A 23,642-nucleotide genomic window follows, 5' to 3' on the forward strand; every position below is an offset into this window, starting at 1 on the left:
TCTATTTGTTATTTAATGCATTTTTGGTAAATATTTTATCTATCTCAAGCAATTAAAAAAAATATAAATATAATAAAATGATTGAGTAAAACAAAAAAGATAAATATAAAAAACATTTTTGATTGAAAAGGTATTAGGCTGAACTATTAATATGTAATTGTTATTTATGCAGATGAAAGTTTTATTTTATATGTCCTGAGTGAATAAGTTATCGAGCTAATGATGTTTTCTTTTGACATGATAATATTAATTCAAAACAAGAGTTGGATAAATTTGATTTAAATAGATATGAGATATGAAATGAAAAATAAAAAAATTAAAAGTTCTCTAATGTTAGCAATGATTATTGTTTTCAGCAGTTATGCGAATGCTGAAGAACTTAAAAATAGAGATAATCATTTTTCAACAGAAAACGATTTTATTTTATATGAAATTGAAAGACCAACTTCAATATTAGAGATTGTTTTAGAACATAATATGACGTTATCAGAATTTAATGAGCTTAATGATAATGAGTTTATTCATATTTCTCAATTAGAAACTGGGCAAATTATAAAATTACCTGTTTCTCAAAATACTCATAGGAATATACAAGAAAGTACTAATAATGTAGTTGGGTTACCGAGTTTAAATAGCCAGCTAGATGACTCAACAATTGATGTCGTACTTAATCAAACTCCAATGGCACAGTACATGGCTGGAGATTCAGACGAGAATTTAGCTCGCTTTGCTCAAAGCGCAGCAACAGAAGATTGGAGTAATTTATCCAGTAAAGCCTTACAGCAAAAAACTGAAGACTATATTATTAATCAAGTCCAATCTGAAGTGAATAGACAAGTTAATAAACAGGCGTCGGATTTTTTAGGTAAATTTGGTAAAGCGGAAGTTAATGTTTCTATAGATAAGGATGGTAAGTTACAGTCTGGTTCATTAAGGGTTTTAACACCACTTTATGATGAGAATGAAAATTTATGGTTCAGTCAAGTTGGAGTTCACGAACAAGGGTCAGGAAACGATAAAAGAGTCGTTGGTAATTTTGGCCTTGGGTATCGATATGAAACTTCTGATTGGTTATTAGGATCAAATGCATTTATTGATCATGATTTTAGTGGTTCGAATACTCGATTAGGTATAGGTGGTGAGTTTTGGATGGATTATCTAAAACTGTCTACAAATTTTTATACTCCTTTATCAGATTGGAAAGAGTCAGAAGTATTAAAAAATTATGAATCATTAATTTATGATGAAAGACCAGCAAGAGGCTTTGACATAAGAGCTCAAAGCTATTTGCCTAGTTATCCACATTTAGGCGGGTCATTAGTTTTTGAAAAGTATTTTGGAGATGAAGTAGCTTTATTTAGCACTCAGGATAGGCAAAAAGATCCTCATGCGTTGACTTTTGGGTTGGATTATACCCCTATTCCATTAGTTACAGCTGATTTGTCTCATAAAATTGGCAAAAATGGCATGGATGATACTCGGTTTGGGATGACTGTGAATTTACAGTTAGGAACTCCAATCGAACAGCAGCTGGATCCTCGTAATGTTGCATTAGCAAGAAGTTTAAAAGGTAGTAGATACGATATTGTTGATAGAAATTATGACATTGTATTTGAGTATAGGCAGGAAGATTTTGAAGTCATAATTGATGGGCCTTCTAGTGCTAAATTAAACCAAACAGTTCAGTTTACATCTAGCGTACAAAGTAGAGCTGAGGTAAGTGAGTTTCAATGGATTGTTGTCACTCCTATTGGCACTAAAAAAGAACCTAGAGCGAATGAAGGTAATACTGGACGGACTTTTGTATTTTCACCAAATTTACCAGGGACATACAGCATTGCTCTCCAAGTTAAAACTGAAAGAGGCTATGTTGCTACTTCTAATGCGATAGAGTTGAATGTTGGTATTGAGTCCTCCTCTTATTTAGTTTGGAAAGATGATATTGATCGTGCTGAAATTGTAAGCGATATTTCAATTAGTGAAGAGGAAATTCTAGGACTTGCTTTTGATAAAAAGTTGCAATTAGATTTTATTACAAAAGATTCAAATGGCCCAGTAGATATTCCCGATCCAAAATTGCTATGGCGTAAGCAAGGTACGAGTGATGATTTTAGAGAGTTAAATAGGGCTGATGGAATTTATTATGCACTGAGTAAATTTAGAGATGCAACTCAATATGAATATTGGAGATTTCACATTATTGCTGATGAACGCTTTGAAGATGAAAAGATTGAATTCATTGCTAAATCCGATCGCCATAATTTGGAAATAATTAGTAGTAACGTTGTATCAGCTCAGTTCGTAAAATCAGAACCAAGCATTCTAAACCCAGAAGAACTTATTTTTGAAATTTATCAAGTACAAGGACCCGGTTCAAGCTATGAAGGACCACCACTTCTTGTTTCAAGAAGTGGTATTAAGGACAGTAGAGCGTTTAATTATCAAAGTCCTGAGCCAGTATATACGAATAGTTATTATGAGGTGGTGTTAAGACATCCTGATTCAACGACTGGAGAACTGACTGATGTTACAGGAATGGTGGAACACAGCATTGAATGGGCATATGTCGATCCAGAATCTGGATTAGAAATTAGAGATTCAGAGAATGCTGTTTTGTCTAGATGTAATGGATATCCAGTTTATGCAACGCAGATTACTAATTATGAAAATAATGATCTTGCCTTTGGTGCATTGTTATCAGAAGGAAAAGATGAGTTATACAAAAATGAGCAGCAGTTAGCATTAATTGCCAAAATTAATTATAAACAAATACAAGACCCATCAAATGCTAAACAAGGGCGAGATAGGATTTGTTTTGGTCAAAAAGATGGTTTTTTCTACGCTGAAGATGGTTATATAGGATTTAGAGGAAATACAAGAGAAGAGCGTGTTGCTGCCGTAGAAAATCGCAGAGCAGGAGAGTGGAAATAATGAAATATATGATGAAAAGATTGCATCAAAATATGAAATTAGGATGTATATCTAGGGCTTGTATACTGACATTTACTATTTCAACGTTAACTACTTTGACTGCTTATGCAAATTTAGACCAAGCTTATCAGATAAGCAGTGGGGCAACTGGAGAGCTACTAGGATATGCGCCTGGCATAAGAACTGCTATCACTGTAAATAACTTAGATGGTGAATTACGTGTGTGCTCTAAAGCAAAAGTTCACTATCAAGTTTTGGATGTAGATGGAGATTGGGATCGACCTTTTATGGAAAATAATCGCGAAGGCACCCAAAACTCGATTACTTGGTGGTTTGAATCTGCATCAGGTGAGCGAATTCAAGTTGATAAGCGTAGCTTAGGTATAGATCCGGATTCAAGAGTTGATCAAACGGTAATCACTATACCAAAGTATGTTAAGGATGCCTTGGATGATAGCAATATAGTACCGGTTGAAGGTGGTGTATTATCATATGATATAAGACCTTATACACCTTTAGATTCTTCTCCGGATACATCTTCGCATCCATTGCAAGTTAAAGATTTCAGTCGAGCTTACTATCTAAGAATGGCTGAAATCCCTGGGTATTTTGAAGTGAGCGATATTAATGAGCCTCATGATTTACCAATTAAGTTTATTGAATTACAGGTAAGTGTACCTAATCCTAATCCACTTTCTCCAGGTATTCTGATGCCAGGATTAACGATACCAAATGGGCATAGTTTTATAAAAGAAATCAATATATTACCAGCTAATCCAGAAGATTGTGATGTTGAAGATGGGAGCTTCACTGTTAATATTTTGGATGATGAAGGAAAACCAATTGAAAATTATTTTACAGTAAATAATCGTTATACAGCAGCAGATGTAGAGCTAAATGGAAAGAAACTCAGACGGGAAGATTTGATTGACAGCCAATTAGTGTGGCGTCTATTTAAACCTGTTGAAGGAAGTAGTTGTGATATCCAAAATCCGCAAGACAGAGAAAAGTTAGAGTGTTTTATCTCAGAAACTTATACGGAAACAGATTTGTTTGATGAAGGTGGGAAAAGAGTCCAGCATCATTTTAACGAATTAGGAGAGTTGGAATATAGTGAATTTTTCACACAAAGAAGTAATTTGGACGCTTCTGATAAATTACGATCAAAAGGTCCTAATTATAGTGAGCAAGGGTATTTTATTGGAGTATCTTTTTTGAGTAAGTAAGAAAAGGAATTTTCTTATATGTTTAGTTTGTTATTAGTTTGTTATTAATTCATGGAAGGAAAATATGAAAAATAAATTTTTGAAAACGGCTTTATCTGTATCACTAGTATCTATATTTTTTTCATCAACAGCTTTTGCTAAGGAGCATACATTTGTTGTTGAAAAAACGATAAAAGGTTACTACCCTTCATTCGATTCAGTCGGTTCAACGATAATTGCGGGTGAGACTTCAGGTTTAAGGGTTGGTGATATTGTTGCTGTTCCATCAGATGTGTTTGATGAGCAATTTTTTGCCCAGCTTGATCGTGATGGGGATCCAGCTTTATTGCCTAATAGTGGAAAAAATTATGATTTAGCTTGGTGGAAAGTAACACCAAAAGAGGGATATAAATGGTCTGATGATACTACCGGCGTTGGGACTAACGTAACGAATTGGTCGCATGTTGATGCGGAGTTAATCAATCCAGCAACCTATCTTGATATTCCTCAAGTCTCAACATCTAAAGCGTTAAGGGTACCACCAGTTAAGCCTAATCAAAGGATTGCATTTAGTATGACGCCAGAAACAGATTTTGGTGATCCTGCAAAGGGTAGCGCATTATATGCACCAGATCTAAATTTCTTCTGGGGAAATACTAATCCAGATCAAACACCAGGTAATCCTGATCCTGGAACAGAAAATCCAGAAAATCCAAATCCTCCTGGAGATGGTGGTAACCCTGAAGGACCAAATGAAGGCGGTGGTGGTGGTGAAATCGGAGGCAGTGAAATCGGTGATGCAATTGTCCGTATTTACATAGATAGAAATGGAAATGGTATCTTGGATTTAGGCGTAGATGAATTGTTAACAGATCATCCAACCGTAGATACAACTTATATAGCTGACATTCAAATTGTTACTGAAGTTGATGGTGAGCCTGTGTTGAGAGAACTTGAAGAACATGAAAAACAAACTATCCAATGGCATATAACGAACGGTGATGAAACTGTATCTTATGCCTTAAATGATGGCTCAAATAGGGTTTCAGATACTTATGCATTTATGACACAAACAAGTAATAGTGATGCTCATCCAACAATGCAATCTTTGCCAGACCACTATTCAGAGCAAGGAACAACCATTTCAATTTCATTCTCATTTGATGCAGATGAAGTGGCAGAATAACTCATAATTACAAAGCGTATTGGTTCTAATAATCAATACGCACAATATTAAAGTTAAGGAAATAATATGAAAAGAACTTATTTTAAACCGTTAGCTATTGCATTGAGTATAGCTACCATGTTGTCATCTACATTTGTCTTTGCTGAACCTATTAATGCAAGTTCTGCTAAAACAAAATCAATTAAAGGATACTATCCTTCATTAGACTCAGTGGGTACAACAATTATTACAGGTGAACCTGGTGATATTCAAGTTGGTGATGTTATTGCAATACCGACAGATGATAAAGGTAGTCAATTTTTTAACTTGCTTGATAGAGATACCGATCCGCAATTGATAGCTGGAGAATATAGTGTTGTGTGGTGGTCAGCAAAGCCTAAAGAGGGATATAAATGGGCTGATGAAAGCGGAGAAGGAATTGCTGTCACTTCATGGGATCATATTGATGCGACTAAAATTAATGAAGCTAACTATATAAGCGTACCAAGCATTTCCACATCAAAAGCGCTTCAAATTCCAGGTAACATTGGTGGCTCAAGAATTGCATTTAGTATTACACCTGAAACGGAGTTTGGTGATCCAGTTCAAGGGCAGGCACTATATGCTGCTGATATTAATTTTTTCTGGAGTAATACAAACCCAGATCAAAAACCAGGTATGCCAGGACCAGGTGAATCTAATCCTGATTTACCAGGTGGTAATGGACTCGATCCTGAAAATAATGGACCAAATCCAGATGGTGGTGGTAACACAATTGATGGCAGTAAATCATACGCTGCTTTGATTTATGAAGATGTAGATGGTAATGGTGTTTATACTCCTGATGTTGATATTTTATTAACAGAAGAACCAACAGTTAATACTCAATATGTTGTAGATATTCGTATTTATACTGACCAAGAAGAAACAGGATTCAGAGGGTTAACACCTGCAGAACAAGAATCGATTGTATGGGATTTTTACAATGGTGAAAATAAAATCAACGACGCAGGTGAGGGACTTGGAAGCTTTGCATTCAAAACGCAAGTGACTAATGATGATGCTAATGATATTTTAAAAGCGACGCCTCCAAATTTTTCACAGCAAGGATTAAGTTTACAAGTCAATTTCACGTATAATGATGAACAATAGTCACAGATAAGTAAATTAATAAGATAATAAAATGTCCTTTTGGAGTAATCTAGAAGGGCATTTTTTTTGGTAATTTTTAAGTTATACAAGTGTAACATCTTGTTAGAAAATAGAGTATTTGTTTTTTTATTTATCGATTTCGCCTTATATATCCATCCTTCAGGACGGGGATATAAGGCGTAACAACGTAGTCGTTATTTTTGTTTTTTCTATATTATTCAATGTTTTGCTTGGTAATCGTTCTTGGAGAGCCACCGCAACTATCAGGATTAAATAAAGCGATATTAGATCAATTATGGTTTGAGATTAAAAGGCAACTTTACTATCAATTAGCTTGGCAAGAAGGATATTTAATAGATCTGCTCCTAAAAATACCAGTTGAACATGTCCCTGCTACTTTCATATATCTAAAGAGAATCGTTTAACAGAAGCTCATTTCAAATGAGTTGAATAAGGATTTGAAGAAAATGCTGAAAAGTTGTTAGAGAGATCAATGTATTCAGGGCAATACATGCCTGATTAGCTTGTTAAATGAATTCCAAAGTACCTGTTTCTGGGTAGGAGTCAACAAAAAGAACCCACCTAAGCGAGTTTAATAAACTAATCGGAGTAGGAATTCCCATCCTTTAGAAAGGAGAAAATGTCAAATCCTAGCCTAAAGTGATAAAAATATAGATAAACTACACTTTGTCTTAGGATAAACTGTGTTAAACTGATAGGTAGGCAAAGAGATAGATTGCTATTTTATAATTAGTCTATCGTAACAGATACTTAATTTTATTAACTTCATGTTGGAGGCTACATGATCTGGGAATATTTATTAATTGGTGCAGCAGCTGGCTTGGTTTTAGGTTTTATTTTAGGGCGTATCAGTAAAAAATCTCCTGATGCAGAAATTTTGCGTAAAGAGCTAGACAAAACACGATCTGAGCTTGAAACTTATAAGCAAGAAATGATAGCTCACTTTTCAAATAGCTCAGATATTTTAGATAAAATGGCTAGAGATTATCGTCAATTATATGATTGGATGGCAAAAAGCTCAAAACATCTAATTTCTAATACAGATATTAAAAATACTCCCTTTCCTAAACTACAGCAATCGCCAAATAATGATACTGTAGGGACTACAAAACCTACTTATGATGCACCTCCAAGGGATTATTCTGATGGTTCATCCGGTTTATTTAATAAGGGACTAGATTCCGAAGAAAAAGTTTCTCCATCAAATAACACCAAATAATTGAGCATGATGAGTATTTATGCCTAATGTATTCCTTGAGTTATTAACTATTGGAAAGCTAGGCATAAATTTAATGATGATAAACAATTTGTGAGATTAGTTTGGCTTTTTAAATATTCAAACCTTCTTAATGCTATGCTAAAGCCCATTTTCTAATTGCGTTTGCTACACCATTATTGTCATGATGATCTGTTAAGGCATCTGCAATATCCTTAAGTTCGTCTATCGCGTTTTCCATAGCGATACCAAAACCAGCATAGCTAATCATAGAAATATCGTTACCTTGATCTCCAATTGCCATCACGTTCTCTTGTGCTATATTTAATTTATTAGCTAGTGATTTTAATGCTGCGCCTTTGTCTACATTTTTTGCAATAATTTCTAAGAAATTAGGTGAGCTTTTAATCACATTAAATTGTTCATAAATAGATTTTGGCAGTTTTGCGATTGCATTATCTAAAATATCTTGCTCGTCAACCATCATCATCTTTGGAAAGCGCATTGACTTAGGCATTTCTTCACGAGTTCTAAATTTTAATGGAATACCTGTTAACCAAGATTCTAAAACAGTATATTTCCCAATGTCTCTATTTGCAGTATATACACTATTTTGGTCGAAAACTTGAAAGTGAACCCCTAACTCTCGTGCTAATGTTTCAAGATAATAATAATCATCAATATTGAGTGTATTTTCTAAAATCACCTCACCAGAGTTAGGAGTCATAATTAAAGCTCCATTACAGACAATTACATAATCTGAATCACTCATCATATTAAGCTGTTTAGTAAACTTCTGAGTTCCAATAAATGGTCTGCCAGTTACCAATACAACCTTAATACCCTGCTCTTTTGCTTCATTTATGGCTTGTATATTATCGTCTGAGAGTTCATGTGAAGAGTTTAATAATGTGCCATCAAGATCTAAGGCGATTAATTTAATGTGTTTTTTAATGTTCATCTATTGTTGTAAGCATACCTGTTTCTCAAACAGGTTAGGGATAGCAGCCTAAACTTACTCTCCTTTTTTGTCTAAGCTATCATTCAAATTACTAGAGTATATTGCATCCTTATATTAAATTATCTCTTCAGACAATTTTAATTTTATCGCTTGCCTTAACCATGAACGTAAAGGGTCTTCATGTGTTCTTTCATGCCAAATTTGCATCATTTCAACTGGTTTAACTTCAATAGGTAAAGGATAATAGATTAATTCTGGATTCGCATCTGTAACTAACGTTGCTATTGATTTAAGACAAGTTACTAGAAAATCATTGTGACGAACTATTTCTATAGTAGATAAAAAGCTTGATACACCAGCAATAATATTTCTTTTTTGATTGTGTTTTGCAAGTTCCTTGTCAATTAAACTGAATAAATCACCATTTAACGTTGTTACAATATGTTTTGATGATAAATAATTATCTAAAGTTAATTCACCCTTAATTTCGGGGTTATTTTTTCGGCACAGTACAACGAAAGGTTCTTCAAACAATTTTTGTTGACGAAATGTATCGGGAAGATTTTTATAGAACCCTGCAATTGCAAGATCGCACTCTCCATTTTCTAATTCATTTTTAGGCAGTTTTCCTTGGGTATTACGGGTGATTATTGTGATATTAGGTGCCTTTTCTTGTAACATGTAGAGAAGTGAGGGAAGTAATTTTTGCTCCATATAATCTGTTGTGTATAGCACTATTTTCTCATGCCTAGTTAAAAAGTCTTTTTCAAATATTTCTTGATAAAATATATCTAAATGATGAATTAATTTAGTTACTTTGGGGGCTAGAAGGTGCGCTTTAGGAGTAGGGGTTAATCCTTTTGATGATTTAATAAACAATGGATCTTTCCACTCTTGCCGCAATTTATTTAACTTATGGGCAAGACCAGGTTGACTTATCATTAAGCGTTCAGCTGCACGTGATGCATTTTTCTCTTGATAGAGAATATAAAAAATGTATAGGAGGTGTGGATCAAACCGTGCTAAATTTATCATAGGGCTATATTAGAAGATATTTGAATTCAATGTCAATGCTAGTTAACGAATGTTTCTTGTTGATTGACACTCATTGGCTTTATGGCTATTTTAGAAAAATTGGTGTAAGGTTAATACTATCAATGAATGATATTAATGGGCGATTTATAGACGGGGTATTTTATGACACAAGAAGAATTAAAAAAAGCCGTAGGTTATGCAGCGCTTGACTATATTAAACCTGGCATGATTGTTGGAGTCGGGACAGGTAGTACGGCAGCTTATTTTATAGATGCTCTAGCTACCATTAAAGAGGATGTAGTGGGAACAGTATCGAGTTCGATAGCTTCGACAGAAAAACTACAGCGCCTAGGCATCCCAGTATTTGATTGCAATGAAGTTGATGGTGTTGATGTTTATGTCGATGGTGCGGATGAGATTAACCCGTCATTGCAAATGATCAAAGGTGGGGGAGCTGCATTGACTCGAGAAAAAATTATCGCTGCAATGGCAAAAAAATTTGTTTGTATAGTTGATGGTTCAAAAAAAGTGGATATTTTAGGAAAATTCCCGCTTCCGATAGAAGTGATACCTATGGCTCGTGCTTATGTTGCAAGGCAACTTGTTAGCTTAGGTGGCACACCTATCTATCGACAAGGTGTTAAAACAGACAATGGTAATGTCATTATTGATGTACACAATTTATCCATACTTAATCCAATAGAGCTCGAAGATCAGATTAATCGAATTGCGGGTGTAGTCACAGTGGGGTTATTCTCCCATAGAGGGGCTGATATTGCTTTAGTAGGGACGACGGATGGTGTACAAACCATTACATTAAAATGAGTTATGACGAATTTAATATAACCAATACTGATAATGCTATTTTACAAGGGAAATTAGGAGCTGCAGAGTTTTTTGCAGCGTCCTCATTTGAATATGACGAATCATTCCTTTTGTGTAAAAGTTGGCTATTAGAAGTTGGTTCAATGACAAAGCGATTTGAATCACTTGGTATGTCAGTAACGGTATATCCTCACGTTGAACAATTTATTGATTTAAGCTCTAATGCCTTAAATTTACCGTGTGGGGTTTATCCTGAGGGAAGATATTGGCAAAGAGATATTACATTATATGCAAATAGGCAGCCATGGTTGATTGCTCGCACTCTCATACCTGAGGTAACCTTATTTGATAATAATCAAAAGCTTATTGATTTAGGGACAATTCCCCTAGGACGCTATTTATTTAGCCACCCTGGATTAATTCGTTCGAAATTAGAGATTGCAAGAATTTCAATTGAGCTAAGTTCTTTATCTGAGCAGCTACAATCCTATCTAGTATGGATGGCTAGCGCATCAAAGAGAGTGAATTTATGGGGGCGACGTTCTCATCTATTAATTAATGGTTACCCGTTGCAATTAGTAGAATTATTTTTGCCTCATAGCCCTCTTTATACTTTGCATGCAGATAAGTAAATTAATTATATTTTAATAAATATGCAGAAAATATGTTTTTTTATTCGATGGAATTTAAATTTAGCAGATTTAAATTTTTTTTTGAAAAAAAATGATTTTGTAAGTTATTGTTTTTAAATTTTTATTCATTTTTCTGTAAAAAAAATGCAAAATTAATTAAAAAAACACTTGTCAATTTCCTATTTCTCAATTTATATTCAAGCACGCGTGATCTTTTGACGTGCGTCACAGTTCTTCGTTTAGGCATGCATTGATATGTTATGTGTCTTCACTATAGTTAAGACCCGCATTCAAAAATTAGGCAAATAGTCAATAAAAGGCAGGGTAAGCATTAAGTCAAGTGACGTTTATCTAGTTTTCTTACTCTGACATACAGTTCAGTAAAATTGACAATATCAATCAACAATTAAATGAGGTTGGCATGACAGATAAAACATTAGAAAGTTTTTTAGGGTATGTAAAGCAACGTAGCGATCATCAACCAGAGTTTTTACAGGCAGTTAAAGAGGTTTTTACCTCTATTTGGCCATTTTTGGAACAGAATCCAAAATACCGTGAGTTTAGTCTTTTAGAACGCTTAGTAGAACCTGAGCGAGTGATCCAATTTAGAGTGACCTGGGTTGATGATAAAGGTCAGGTTAATGTTAACCGCGCTTTTAGAGTACAATACAATTCTGCAATTGGCCCATACAAAGGTGGCATGCGCTTTCATCCTTCTGTGAATCTATCTATCCTGAAATTCCTTGGATTTGAACAAACGTTCAAGAATGCCTTAACTACTTTACCTATGGGTGGGGGAAAAGGCGGATCGGATTTTGATCCAAAAGGAAAAAGCCACGGTGAGATCATGCGTTTTTGTCAAGCATTAATGCAAGAACTATTCCGTCATATTGGACCTGATACAGATGTACCTGCTGGTGATATCGGTGTGGGCGGCCGTGAAGTTGGATTTATGGCTGGTATGATGCGTAAACTCACTAATAATAATAGTTGTGTTTTTACTGGTAAAGGACTTGAGTTTGGGGGAAGTTTAATTCGTCCAGAAGCTACTGGTTATGGATTAATTTATTTTGTCGACGCAATGCTCAAGCAACATCAACAAGGTATTGAGGGGAAAACGATTGCCGTTTCAGGATCTGGTAATGTTGCTCAATACACTATTGAAAAAGCAATGCAATTAGGTGCTAAGGTTATTTCAGCATCTGACTCGAATGGTACAGTATATGATGAAAGTGGTTTTGATACTGACAAATTAGCTCACTTAGAAGAGATAAAAAATAGTCGGTATGGCCGAGTTTCTGATTATGCCAATGAGCGTAAATTGGTTTATATTGCGGGTAAAACACCTTGGCACATACCTTGTGATATTGCATTGCCTTGTGCAACACAAAATGAACTTAGCCTTGAAGATGCTAAAGTCTTAATTCAAAATGGCGTTAAAGCTGTAGGTGAAGGTGCCAACATGCCAGTGACAATTGAAGCAACAGAAGCATTTATAGATGCAGGCGTTTTATTTGCACCAGGTAAAGCTGCAAATGCTGGTGGTGTTGCAACCTCAGGTCTTGAAATGGCTCAAAATGCGCAAAGAATCAGCTGGAGAGCTGAAGAAGTGGACCAACGCTTACATCGCATTATGTTAGATATTCATGAGGCCTGTGTGACGTATGGTGGTGAGAAAAAACAGACTAATTATGTTCAAGGCGCTAATATAGCAGGTTTTGTTAAAGTTGCTAAAGCTATGATGGGACAAGGTGTGTTGTAATTTACCATAACGACATATAGGTTGGCGCGCTTGCCAAGCCAATAATTAATTTAGTGTAACTATTGATTATAGGCTCGGTAAAGCGCCAACGTTATAAAACAATTAATTAATATATTTAAAAATATTTATTATGGATGGTTAATTTGTCCAATAATATTAAATTGAAATTTGCTCCAGGGTTTCATATAGTCGATGAGAAATATTTCATCTTCTTTAATTCTTCCAACTACATTCGTTTTACCTTGATTGACCATGTCTTTTAGTGCGATTTGCAATTCCCCTTTGTATTGCCCATAACCTTCATTTTCAATTAAGATGTCACCTTTTCTGATTTGTGGCGTATAGGTAGGTTTGAATATTTCATCTTTATATTTTACTCTAGATTGTGTTGAACGGATGAAATAATCAGAGACATCTCCGCGATAGAAATGCTGTTCATCGCAGACAATAATTTTTTCAAGCGGCGTAATCGAATCATATAAATACGCATCAAGCGTGAATTTTTGCTCTGTTAAAAGCTCGCCCATTGCTTTGAGCTCTTCTTCTGAAGCGTAAGCATTACCAATTAGAATGTCATTTAATAATTCACTATAAAGAAGATGTTTTACCTGTGTTGTTAAGGGCAGATCTCTGTGCATTTCTAAAGTCGACTGCCCTTCCATGATTGGCCAAGGTCCAAATGTAGCCTCGTTTGATGATACGAAAGCTGCAGTTCTAATCCCTGCATTTTTAAATCGTTCTGTACATTTCACAAAATAATCAAATGATAAACCAGCATATCTATGAGGATAAAAATTATGTGAGCCTAATAAATTTGATTTATTAGGACGATAATCAAGAATGTTATTGAGATAATGCACATCTTGGCTCATATTAATTTCAATTTTTAGATCATAAGGATTAAATGTCATGGTTGCTTCTTCCTGGCCAGTAAATCCAACGTCTAAGCGAATACCATAAGCGCCCATATCATGAAAAAAGCTTAAATCACTATATGAAATTCCAAGCTGCCCAAATACGCGAGGGCTTATATCAAGCATAACTTCCATGCCTAGCTTATTAGCATGTGCGATAATTGTTTTGAATTCATTAATGACTTTTTCTTTATCACCAGCAACGGAAAGCAAGCAAGTAAAAATACGTTTGAATCCGTATTTGTGAGCTAATGATATATAAGCCATATCTTTTTCTGGTGTTGAATGTTCAGGGTAAATCGAAATACCGAATTTATGCATAAGGCCTCCATTGGCACAGTATTCAAGTTAAGTTATTGCACCTTAGACAAAATCTGTATTTCAGATTAATTCCCCAAGGCTGTATTCAATTTAAAACAAAGATAAGAAATTTGTAAAAAAAATTGTATAAGTGTATTTTAGCATGATATCTGATGTTTTCATCAGACTGTTTAGTTAAAATCAATTCATCTGTTTTATTTGGCTTTGATTAGGTTAGCTGTTATATTTTTAATAAATTTGACTAGATAACTATTGCTAACTTACGGGTTTTTGCGTAGAATCTATCGTCTATTTTTTAAAATACAAATTGTGTAGCAACAAAATAAAAAATTTAGCGTATTATCGCTATCAATTTTAGAATTTTTGTCGCTTTAACGCATCAAAATATATATTAAGCGGAGAGATTATGTACGCGGTTTTCCAAAGTGGTGGTAAACAACACCGAGTTGAAGAAGGTCAAATCGTACGTCTTGAGAAAATTGAAGCTGCAACAGGAGAATCTGTTGAGTTTGATAATGTTCTTATGATTGTAAACGGTTCAGACGTTAAAATTGGCGCCCCTCTAGTAGCAGGTGGTAAAATTAAAGCAGAAGTGGTTACACACGGCCGTGGCGAGAAAATTAAAATCGTTAAATTCCGTCGTCGTAAGCATTCACGTAAGCAACAAGGTCATCGCCAGTGGTTTACAGAAGTTAAAATCACTAGTATTGGTGCTTAATTTAAGAGGATTAGATAATGGCTCATAAAAAGGCGGGCGGTTCCACACGTAATGGACGCGATTCAGAGAGTAAACGCTTAGGTGTTAAGCGCTATGGTGGTCAAGCAGTATTAGCTGGTAACATCCTTGTTCGTCAACGTGGTACTAAATTCCATGCTGGTGAAAATGTAGGTTGTGGTCGTGATCATACTTTATTTGCTTTAGTTTCAGGTAAAGTATTGTTTGAAGTTAAAGGCCCACTAAACCGCAAATACATTAGTATCGTTGCAGAATAAATTTAATTTATTTAGATGCGAAAAATAGGCGAACCCTATTTCGACTAAAAAAATAATTTATGCAAATCTGAAAAGCCCTGCTTAATTTCAAGCAGGGCTTTTTGATTTTAAAAATCATACTACCTATGTTCTGTTTGAATAATAAATAAAATTTAACATGAATATCTTGGCTAGGTATGAAGGAGTAATATATGAAATTTGTGGATGAAGCTACAATCTTGATTGCAGCAGGTGATGGTGGAAATGGGTGTGCGAGCTTTCGTCGTGAAAAGTACATTCCAGACGGTGGTCCTGATGGTGGCGATGGTGGCGATGGTGGTCATGTTTTTGCTATTGCTGATGAAAATCTTAACACTCTGATTGATTATCGATTTGTTAAATCTTATCGAGCAGAGCGTGGTGATAATGGTCAAAGTCGTAATTGTACTGGTAAACGTGGTAAAGATATCGAAATTAAATTACCTGTTGGTACTCGTATTACGGATAAAGCAACAGGCGAAGTCATCGCTGATTTGACTAGACATCAGCAACGAGTCATGATAGCCAAAGGTGGGTTTCATGGACTTGGCAATACTCGTTTTAAATCTTCTGTCAATCGAGCACCTAGGCAAAAAACGATGGGGACAAAAGGTGAGGAACGCGAAGTATTATTAGAATTGATGCTATTAGCTGATGTCGGTATGCTAGGTTTACCAAATGCAGGTAAGTCAACATTTATCCGGTCAGTTTCTGCGGCGAAACCAAAAGTGGCTGATTATCCTTTTACAACATTAGTCCCGAGTTTAGGCGTTGTACGTTTAGATATGGAGAAAAGTTTTGTAATTGCGGATATTCCTGGTTTGATTGAAGGAGCCTCAGATGGCGCTGGTTTAGGGATTCGCTTCTTAAAGCATTTAGAACGATGCCGAATTTTAATTCATTTAGTCGATCTACAACCGATTGATGGATCAGATCCAGTTGAAAATATCCATATTATTGAAAATGAATTAAGACAGTATAGTGAAAAATTAGCAAATAAACCGCGTTGGCTAGTTTTTAATAAAGTTGATTTATTTGACACATCAGAAGAAGCAGAAGCGCGCGCAAAAGAGATTATTCTAAATATTAATGAAAAATGGCAGAAGTTGAATGAGATAACACCTAATACCTACCAATTAGTAGAAAATTATAAGTTGATTTCAGCAGGTCTATCTATTGGTATTAAACCATTAATTTGGGAAATGATGACTTATATTGATGAGAATCCAAGAGAAGAAGAGTTAGAAAATAATGAGGCTGCGCCTTTATTTATTTGGGATAACTATCATGAAAGTGAATTAAATCAAGAGGATTCTGAAGGCTTTGATGACGATGATCTAGATGATGATTGGGATGAAGATGATGAAGATGGTGTAGAGTTTATTTACGAAAGATAATATATTCATTCAGTATGTTACAAATCAATTAAGTGAATGAACAAACTAAGTGTTGCATTATTTATCATCAACAGGTATTATGCGCGCGATATCGGACGCGGGGTGGAGCAGCTTGGTAGCTCGTCGGGCTCATAACCCGAAGGTCGTAGGTTCAAATCCTGCCCCCGCAACCAATTTTTACATAGGTCAAGTTACCAATAAAAAACCCCGATTTATCGGGGTTTTTTATTGGTATTTTGGCTATCGAAACATTGGGCTATAGGCCCTTTTTTATTTTTATTGCTCTGTAAATCATTTATTTTACATGATAAAGAAAATAGTTTAGCCAAATTGGGTTAAAACCATTTTTTGTCATAAAATTAATTTATGCTTTGCTAGTGTTTTAATTTTCAAAATTAATAAAATATGACTTGGCAATAAAATAGTTGAAATAACAATGAACCAGATATGATAAAGGTGAAGAAGTGTCTACCATTGAAGAAAAGATTATTGAATTATTGACCCCGACTGTTGAATCTCTTGGATTTGAATTATATGGCGTTGAATATGTACGAGCAAGAAATGCTATCTTGCGTGTCTATATTGATAAAGAAGGTGGTGTATCAATTGATGATTGTTCAGATGCAAGTTATCAAATAAGTGCTATTTTAGATGTCGAAGATCCAATTAATGCAGCTTATTATCTTGAAGTTTCATCACCAGGATTAGATAGGCTTTTGTTTACAGTAGCACATTATGAAAAATACATTGGTCAAGAAGCGCAAGTGAGCTTGAGAATGGCAGTGCAAAATAGACGAAATTTTAAGGGAATCATTCATGCTGTTGAGGGGGAAATGATTACCATGATGGTTGAGGCTGAACCTATAACATTTGCCTTAAGTAACATCCAAAAAGGAAATATTATTTATAAATTCTAAAGATTAGTTCTAAGAGTATACTTAGAGTAATAATAGATTAAACATGAGGCTAGCGAAATGAATAATAAAGAGATCTTAGCTGTAGTAGAGTCAGTATCAAATGAAAAAGGGTTGGCAAGAGAAAAAATATTCGAAGCCCTAGAAGCTGCGCTTGCTACGGCAGCAAAAAAACAGCATGGACAAGACATAGAGACTCGTGTTGCAATTGATCGTAAAACAGGAGATTACCAGGCTTTTAGGCGTTGGTTAGTTGTTAATGAAGTAACAAGTCCATTTAAAGAAATAACTTTTGATGCTGCTCATCATGAAGATGACACAGTGAAGTTAGGTGACTTTGCCGAAGATGAAATTGAAGAAATTGTTTTTGACCGTATCACTATGCAAACGGTTAAACAGGTGATCATGCAAAAGGTTAGAGAAGCTGAGCGTGAGCAAATTGCAGATCAATTTCGTGACAGAATTAATCAAATTATTTCAGGTATTGTTAAGAAAGTTAATCGTGAAAGTATTATAGTAGATCTTGGTAATAATGCTGAGGGGATAATTAACCGTGAAGATATGCTCCCTAGAGAAAATTTTAGAATTGGAGATAGGATTAGGGGGATTTTATATGCAGTTCGCCCCGAATTGAGAGGTCCCCAACTGTGTATTAGTCGCAGTCTTCCTGAAATGCTAGTTGAGTTATTTAAAATTGAAGTGCCTGAAATTGCTGAAGAGTTGATTGAAATTAAAGCTGCTGCACGTGATCCAGGTATGAGAGCAAAAATTGCGGTTAAAACAAATGATAAACGCATCGATCCTGTTGGTGCTTGCGTGGGGATTCGCGGTGCACGTGTTCAAGCTGTTTCTACTGAATTAGGAGGAGAGCGTGTTGATATCGTACTTTGGGATGATAACCCTGCACAATTTGTGATCAATGCAATGGCGCCAGCTGATGTTGCATCGATTATAGTTGATGAAGATAATCATACAATGGATATTGCAGTTGAACCTGATACACTTGCTCAAGCTATTGGTAGGAATGGTCAAAATGTCAGATTAGCGACTCAACTCACTAAATGGAAATTAAATGTAATGACCATTGATGATCTTCAAGCAAAACATCAACAAGAAAATCACAAATCTATAGAGATGTTCATGCAGCACCTAGATGTTGATGAGGATTTTGCTTCCCTCCTAGTGGAAGAAGGTTTCTCGACACTTGAAGAATTAGCATATGTACCACAAGAAGAGTTATTAGAAATAGAAGAGTTAGACGAAGAGACAATAGAAATGCTGCGCAGTCGTGCAATTGCCGCGATGACTACTTTAGCGCTTGCGAGACAGGGTGCTGAAAATAAACCAGCAGATGATTTATTAGCATTAGAAGAAATGACGGACGATTTAGCTTATAAATTAGCTGAACAAGGAATTTGTACATTAGAAGATTTGGCAGAGCAAGGTATCGATGAATTAATCGATATTGAAGGTATGACCAGTGAATATGCAGGTAAATTGATCATGGCAGCGAGACAAATTTGTTGGTTCGCAGATGATGCTGAATCAAATAATTAATATAGCGGGAGCACAGACGTATGACAGATATAACCGTAAAAGAACTCGCTGCTGAAATCAATATGCCAGTAGAGCGATTGGTTCAGCAGTTTACTGCAGCAGGGCTTACGAAAAGTTCGCAAGATACTGTTACTCAAACCGAAAAAGAACAACTTCTTAAACACCTAAGCGCTGATAAGCCGAGCTCAGGTCAAATGACCTTACAACGCAAAACAAGAACCACATTAAATGTGGCAAGTTCAGGTGGGAAAAGCAAAGAAGTCCAAATAGAGGTACGCAAAAAACGAACTGTTCGTACACCTGAAGATATTGCAGCGGAAGAAAAAGCTAAGCAAGAGGCTGCTAAATTAGAGGCAGAGCGATTAGAAGCAGAACGCCAAAAAGAAGCTTTACAAAGAGCTGCAAAAGAACAAGCAGCAAAAGAAGCACAGGCTGCTAAAGCTGCTGAACAGGCTAAGCTATCAGCAGAGACTAAATCTGAAGCTGTTTCTTCAAAAAGTGAACAGTCTGAAATTGATCCTGCTGTTAAAGCAGCTCAAGAAGAAAAAGCTCGTAGAGAAGCTGAAAGTGCAGCTATTAAGCGCAAAGCTGAAGAAGAGATGCAAAGAAAAGTAGAAGCAGAGGCGAAACGTGTTGCTGAAGAAGCAAAAAGACTCGCTGAAGCTAATGCTGCTAAATGGGCAGCTGAAACTACTGATGTAGTAGATGAAGGTGATTATCATACAACAACGTCTGTTTATGCTCGTGAAGCTGAAGATGTGAACGATGCTGAAGTTGAAAAAGATAAACGTAGTCGAGCTGCTAAAGCCAAGAAAACCAATAGACATAGCGATTCAAAATCAGATAGAGAAGATGAACGTGGTGGTAGACATAAAGGTAAACGTAGTAAACGCAGTACAAGTACCTTACAACAAAGCTTTAATAAACCAGTTCAAGTTATCAACCGCGATGTCATTATTGGTGAAACCATTACAGTTGGTGAGCTTGCTAATAAGATGGCGGTAAAAGGTTCTGAAGTCATTAAAACTATGATGAAAATGGGTGCAATGGCAACTATTAATCAAGTTATTGACCAAGAAACTGCACAGTTAGTTGCTGAAGAAATGGGTCATAAAGTAATTCTACGCCGTGAAAATGAGCTAGAAGAAGCGATTATGAATGATCGTGATGGTGCAGAAGCTAGGTTAGAACCAAGAGCACCTGTTGTGACAATTATGGGGCATGTTGATCATGGTAAAACGTCTTTACTTGACTACATTCGTGAAGCAAAAGTTGCCTCTGGTGAAGCGGGTGGGATTACCCAGCATATCGGTGCTTATCATGTGGAAATTCCAAATGGTATGATAACCTTTTTAGATACTCCAGGACATGCTGCGTTTACAGCTATGCGTGCAAGAGGAGCAAAAGCAACCGATATTGTTGTATTAGTTGTTGCTGCTGACGATGGCGTGATGCCTCAAACAATTGAAGCAATACAACATGCTAAAGCGGGTAATGTACCCATTGTAGTTGCAGTGAATAAAATAGATAAACCAACAGCAGATCCAGATCGTGTTAAGAATGAATTATCGCAACACGGTGTGATTTCTGAAGAATGGGGTGGTGATACACAGTTTATCCATGTGTCAGCTAAAATGGGAATGGGTATTGATGAACTACTCGAAGCTATCATTCTTCAATCTGAAGTATTAGAACTCAAGGCTGTTAAAGATGGTATGGCCAGTGGTGTTGTCATAGAATCCTATTTAGATAAAGGTCGAGGACCTGTAGCAACAGTCCTTGTACAAGAAGGAACATTGCGTAAAGGTGATATTGTCCTATGTGGTTTTGAATATGGCCGCGTAAGAGCAATGAGAAACGAACTTGGAAAGGAAATATTAGAAGCTGGCCCTTCAATTCCAGTTGAAATTCTAGGTCTTTCTGCAGTACCTTCTGCGGGTGATGAAGCGACAGTTGTGCGTGATGAGAAAAAAGCACGTGAAGTAGCATTATATAGACAAGGTAAATTCCGTGAAGTGAAATTAGCACGTCAGCAGAAAGCGAAACTTGAAAATATGTTTGCTAATATTGGTGAAGGTAACGTTTCTGAGTTGAATATTGTCATTAAATCAGATGTACAAGGTTCATGTGAGGCAATTGTTGACTCATTATTGCAACTGTCAACAGATGAAGTGAAAGTTAAAATCATTGGATCGGGTGTAGGTGGAATTACTGAAACAGATGCAAGTTTAGCTGCTGCTTCTAATGCAATTGTCTTAGGATTTAATGTCCGTGCTGATGCAACGGCCCGTAAAATTATCGAAGCTGAAGATGTTGATTTAAGATACTACTCAGTGATTTATACACTATTAGATGAAGTGAAACAGGCTATGAGTGGTATGCTTGCACCTGAGTTTAAACAGCAGATAATAGGGTTAGCAGAGGTTCGTGATGTCTTTAAATCACCAAAACTTGGTGCAATTGCTGGGTGTATGGTTACAGAAGGCATTGTAAAACGTAATAACCCAATACGTGTATTGCGTGATAATATCGTTATATATGAAGGTGAACTAGAGTCACTGCGTCGATTCAAAGATGATGTGAATGAAGTACGAAATGGTATGGAATGTGGAATCGGGGTTAAAAATTATAACGATGTTAAAGTTGGTGACGTGATAGAGGTATTTGAAGTTATTGAAATTAAGCGTACAATATAGTTTGTTGAACTAATTTTAATATTTTTCTCAAGGGTTTGCGAGGATGACTTGCAAGCCCTTTGTTGATTTTTACCTCTATTAAATATAGGCTAAGTAAAACACGCTTATATTTAAAATTTGAGGATATGATCATGACTAATATGACGGATTATCACTTTTTCATGTCCAATTAGATAGATTTAGACGTAGTGCAAACATAAGAAATGTATTGCTAATAAGGAGAAATATTATGGCTAAAACATTTAGTCGTCATGAACGTGTAGCGCAGGAAATTCAAAAAGAGATTGCTTTTATTCTTCAAAGAGAAATTAAAGATCCAAGATTAGGTATGGTAACTGTTTCAGCAGTTGAAGTATCAAGAGATTTGGCTTATGCTAAAATTTTTGTTTCTTTTTTTATTTTAGATGAAGAACAAGCTGATGAGCATGAACGAATTAAAATTAATTTATCTGTATTAAATGATGCAGCTGGGTTTATTCGTAGTCTATTAGGTAAGCAGATGCGTCTGCGGATTGTACCCCATTTAAGTTTTGAATATGATAAATCCTTAACTGAAGGAATGAGAATGTCTAATCTTGTAACAAGTGTCATTATGAAAGATAAGGCAAGAAAATCTGATATAGATGAAGATGAATAATCTATTAGTTTGTTAAATATTATCAAGTTAATTACAGTTAGAGTAAAAATAAAAAAGAGGTCTTATGGCTCGGCCTAGTCGGCGTGGTAGAGAATTAGATGGGGTAATCTTAGTTGATAAACCCCTAGGAATGTCATCGAATGACTTACTACAAAAAGTTAAACGTCTTTTTGATGCAAAAAGAGCAGGTCATACAGGTGCACTTGATCCATTAGCAAGTGGCATGTTACCGGTGTGTTTAGGGGAAGCAACTAAATTCTCTCAGTATTTACTCGATGCGGATAAACGTTATCTTGTGACTGCTAAGTTAGGCGTTAGGACGGATACTTCGGATGTAGAGGGTGAGGTAATATCAGTAAAACCGTTAGCTCATACTTATGATGAATTAGTTAAAGCGATTCATGCTTTTTTAGGTGAAACAGAACAAATACCTTCTATGTATTCTGCTTTGAAATATCAAGGTAGACCTTTATATGAGTATGCTAGGCAGGGAATAGATGTGCCTAGAGTATCAAGACCTATCTATGTCCATTCTATTGAACTCATCAAGCTAGAAGATGATCTGATAACACTTGATATTCATTGTTCAAAAGGAACCTATATCAGAACGATTATTGATGATCTGGGTGAGAATTTAGGATGTGGCGCGCATGTGACAAAATTACATCGCATTGCGGTAGGGAGTTATCCTGCGGATAAAATGATTAATTGGTTCGAGTTACTAGAGCTTGCCCAGCCAGGATTTGTCTCAGCGAAACCAGAACTTATCACTGATGAGCATGATCATGCTTTTGAGGCAGGTACAAATATTAAGTTTAAGTTAACTTATGAGTTACATCCAAAAGAGAAACAAGCTAGATTCGACAGAATAGATAATTTACTTTTGCCATTAGACACCCCAGCAGCTGCATTTGAGGCACTTTATTTGACATCTCAAGCTTCTGAAGCATTTTCTAGAGGGGTTTTTGTACAATTTTTTGCAAAAGATAGCGAAGCTTTATCCACAGCAAAGAATCATCGGTCTAATATGGTGGTAGAATGTTTACCTGAGGCTGGATTTAAGCGAGTATTTAATGATGTATCTAAACAGTTTTTAGGTGTTGGTCAGCTGAATGATTCTGCACAATTATGTCCTAAGCGAGTGGTTGTTTTACAATCAGACTTATTAGATGAGTAGGAGTAGGTTAATTAGTAATGAATGTATTGATTAAAGTATAGTAATAAAATATCTATCAGCGCAATTAAACATGAATTCACATCAATTAAACATCCAACTCAATCGACAGGATA

General features: G+C 35.7%; 19 protein-coding genes and 1 tRNA gene. 17 read left to right on the forward strand and 3 right to left on the reverse strand.

Annotation, left to right across the window (positions count from 1 at the left end; all coding sequences use genetic code 11):
- Nucleotides 1-300 precede the first annotated feature (300 nt).
- From BMW37_RS00535 to BMW37_RS00560, 5 genes are all read left to right on the forward strand, one after another.
- Nucleotides 301-2,931: an inverse autotransporter beta domain-containing protein gene (locus BMW37_RS00535; protein ID WP_177168545.1), complete on the forward strand. Its 2,631-nt coding sequence runs from the start codon at nt 301-303 to the stop codon at nt 2,929-2,931.
- Nucleotides 2,931-4,157, forward strand: coding sequence for a hypothetical protein (locus BMW37_RS00540; RefSeq protein WP_093316603.1), 1,227 nt, complete (start codon nt 2,931-2,933; stop codon nt 4,155-4,157). The genes BMW37_RS00535 and BMW37_RS00540 overlap by 1 nt, the downstream gene beginning before the upstream one ends.
- A 64-nt stretch (nt 4,158-4,221) precedes the next feature.
- Complete coding sequence (locus tag BMW37_RS00545) at nt 4,222-5,322, forward strand: hypothetical protein (protein WP_093316606.1); 1,101 nt, start codon at nt 4,222-4,224, stop codon at nt 5,320-5,322.
- Between the two features lie 66 nt (nt 5,323-5,388).
- Entirely contained in the window at nt 5,389-6,453 is a 1,065-nt protein-coding gene (locus BMW37_RS00550; RefSeq protein ID WP_093316609.1) for a hypothetical protein, read from the forward strand.
- A gap of 802 nt (nt 6,454-7,255) precedes the next feature.
- A complete protein-coding gene (locus BMW37_RS00560; protein WP_093316615.1) occupies nt 7,256-7,693 on the forward strand; it encodes a Z-ring associated ZapG family protein in 438 nt (145 codons plus the stop codon).
- A 133-nt stretch (nt 7,694-7,826) separates the two neighbouring features.
- On the opposite strand, the gene yidA is transcribed toward BMW37_RS00560, so the two are convergent.
- Both yidA and BMW37_RS00570 read right to left on the reverse strand, forming a co-directional pair.
- Nucleotides 7,827-8,651 (reverse strand): sugar-phosphatase, encoded by an 825-nt coding sequence (yidA, locus tag BMW37_RS00565; protein WP_093316620.1) that lies wholly within the window; start codon nt 8,649-8,651, stop codon nt 7,827-7,829.
- A gap of 114 nt (nt 8,652-8,765) precedes the next feature.
- Nucleotides 8,766-9,686, reverse strand: a complete 921-nt coding sequence (locus BMW37_RS00570) for a LysR family transcriptional regulator (protein WP_218139434.1) — start codon at nt 9,684-9,686, stop codon at nt 8,766-8,768.
- Nucleotides 9,687-9,848: 162 nt separating this feature from the next.
- Here BMW37_RS00570 and rpiA point away from each other — a divergent pair, with 162 nt between their 5' ends.
- From rpiA to gdhA, 3 genes are all read left to right on the forward strand, one after another.
- Nucleotides 9,849-10,511 (forward strand): ribose-5-phosphate isomerase RpiA, encoded by a 663-nt coding sequence (rpiA, locus tag BMW37_RS00575; protein ID WP_093316623.1) that lies wholly within the window; start codon nt 9,849-9,851, stop codon nt 10,509-10,511.
- Nucleotides 10,508-11,143: a chorismate lyase gene (locus tag BMW37_RS00580; protein WP_093316626.1), complete on the forward strand. Its 636-nt coding sequence runs from the start codon at nt 10,508-10,510 to the stop codon at nt 11,141-11,143. The genes rpiA and BMW37_RS00580 overlap by 4 nt, the downstream gene beginning before the upstream one ends.
- A 421-nt stretch (nt 11,144-11,564) precedes the next feature.
- On the forward strand, nt 11,565-12,905 hold the full coding sequence (gene gdhA / locus BMW37_RS00585; protein WP_093316629.1) for an NADP-specific glutamate dehydrogenase: 1,341 nt from the start codon (nt 11,565-11,567) through the stop codon (nt 12,903-12,905).
- A 128-nt stretch (nt 12,906-13,033) separates the two neighbouring features.
- Here the strand turns inward: gdhA and BMW37_RS00590 are convergent, their stop codons facing one another.
- Complete coding sequence (locus BMW37_RS00590; RefSeq protein ID WP_093316631.1) at nt 13,034-14,140, reverse strand: DUF871 domain-containing protein; 1,107 nt, start codon at nt 14,138-14,140, stop codon at nt 13,034-13,036.
- A 406-nt stretch (nt 14,141-14,546) separates the two neighbouring features.
- Between BMW37_RS00590 and rplU the strand changes: the two genes are divergently transcribed.
- The 9 genes from rplU to truB all read left to right on the forward strand — a co-directional run bounded on the left by rplU (nt 14,547) and on the right by truB (nt 23,529).
- On the forward strand, nt 14,547-14,858 hold the full coding sequence (rplU, locus tag BMW37_RS00595; RefSeq protein WP_093316634.1) for a 50S ribosomal protein L21: 312 nt from the start codon (nt 14,547-14,549) through the stop codon (nt 14,856-14,858).
- Between the two features lie 17 nt (nt 14,859-14,875).
- The gene (rpmA, locus tag BMW37_RS00600; protein ID WP_093316637.1) at nt 14,876-15,133 is read left to right on the forward strand and encodes a 50S ribosomal protein L27; all 258 of its coding nucleotides are present in this window, start codon (nt 14,876-14,878) and stop codon (nt 15,131-15,133) included.
- 191 nt (nt 15,134-15,324) lie between these two features.
- The gene (gene cgtA / locus BMW37_RS00605; protein WP_093316640.1) at nt 15,325-16,548 is read left to right on the forward strand and encodes an Obg family GTPase CgtA; all 1,224 of its coding nucleotides are present in this window, start codon (nt 15,325-15,327) and stop codon (nt 16,546-16,548) included.
- A gap of 96 nt (nt 16,549-16,644) precedes the next feature.
- Nucleotides 16,645-16,721 (forward strand) — tRNA-Met (locus tag BMW37_RS00610).
- 291 nt (nt 16,722-17,012) lie between these two features.
- Nucleotides 17,013-17,465, forward strand: coding sequence for a ribosome maturation factor RimP (rimP, locus tag BMW37_RS00615; RefSeq protein WP_093316644.1), 453 nt, complete (start codon nt 17,013-17,015; stop codon nt 17,463-17,465).
- A 57-nt stretch (nt 17,466-17,522) separates the two neighbouring features.
- Entirely contained in the window at nt 17,523-19,019 is a 1,497-nt protein-coding gene (gene nusA / locus BMW37_RS00620) for a transcription termination factor NusA (RefSeq protein WP_093316646.1), read from the forward strand.
- A gap of 20 nt (nt 19,020-19,039) precedes the next feature.
- A complete protein-coding gene (gene infB / locus BMW37_RS00625) occupies nt 19,040-21,715 on the forward strand; it encodes a translation initiation factor IF-2 (RefSeq protein WP_093316649.1) in 2,676 nt (891 codons plus the stop codon).
- A 229-nt stretch (nt 21,716-21,944) separates the two neighbouring features.
- Complete coding sequence (gene rbfA / locus BMW37_RS00630) at nt 21,945-22,352, forward strand: 30S ribosome-binding factor RbfA (protein WP_093316652.1); 408 nt, start codon at nt 21,945-21,947, stop codon at nt 22,350-22,352.
- A gap of 64 nt (nt 22,353-22,416) precedes the next feature.
- Nucleotides 22,417-23,529: a tRNA pseudouridine(55) synthase TruB gene (gene truB, locus BMW37_RS00635; RefSeq protein WP_093316655.1), complete on the forward strand. Its 1,113-nt coding sequence runs from the start codon at nt 22,417-22,419 to the stop codon at nt 23,527-23,529.
- Nucleotides 23,530-23,642: the final 113 nt, after the last annotated feature.

Origin of the sequence: Thorsellia anophelis DSM 18579 (assembly GCF_900111395.1) — a bacterium.
Lineage (GTDB): Bacteria > Pseudomonadota > Gammaproteobacteria > Enterobacterales > Thorselliaceae > Thorsellia > Thorsellia anophelis.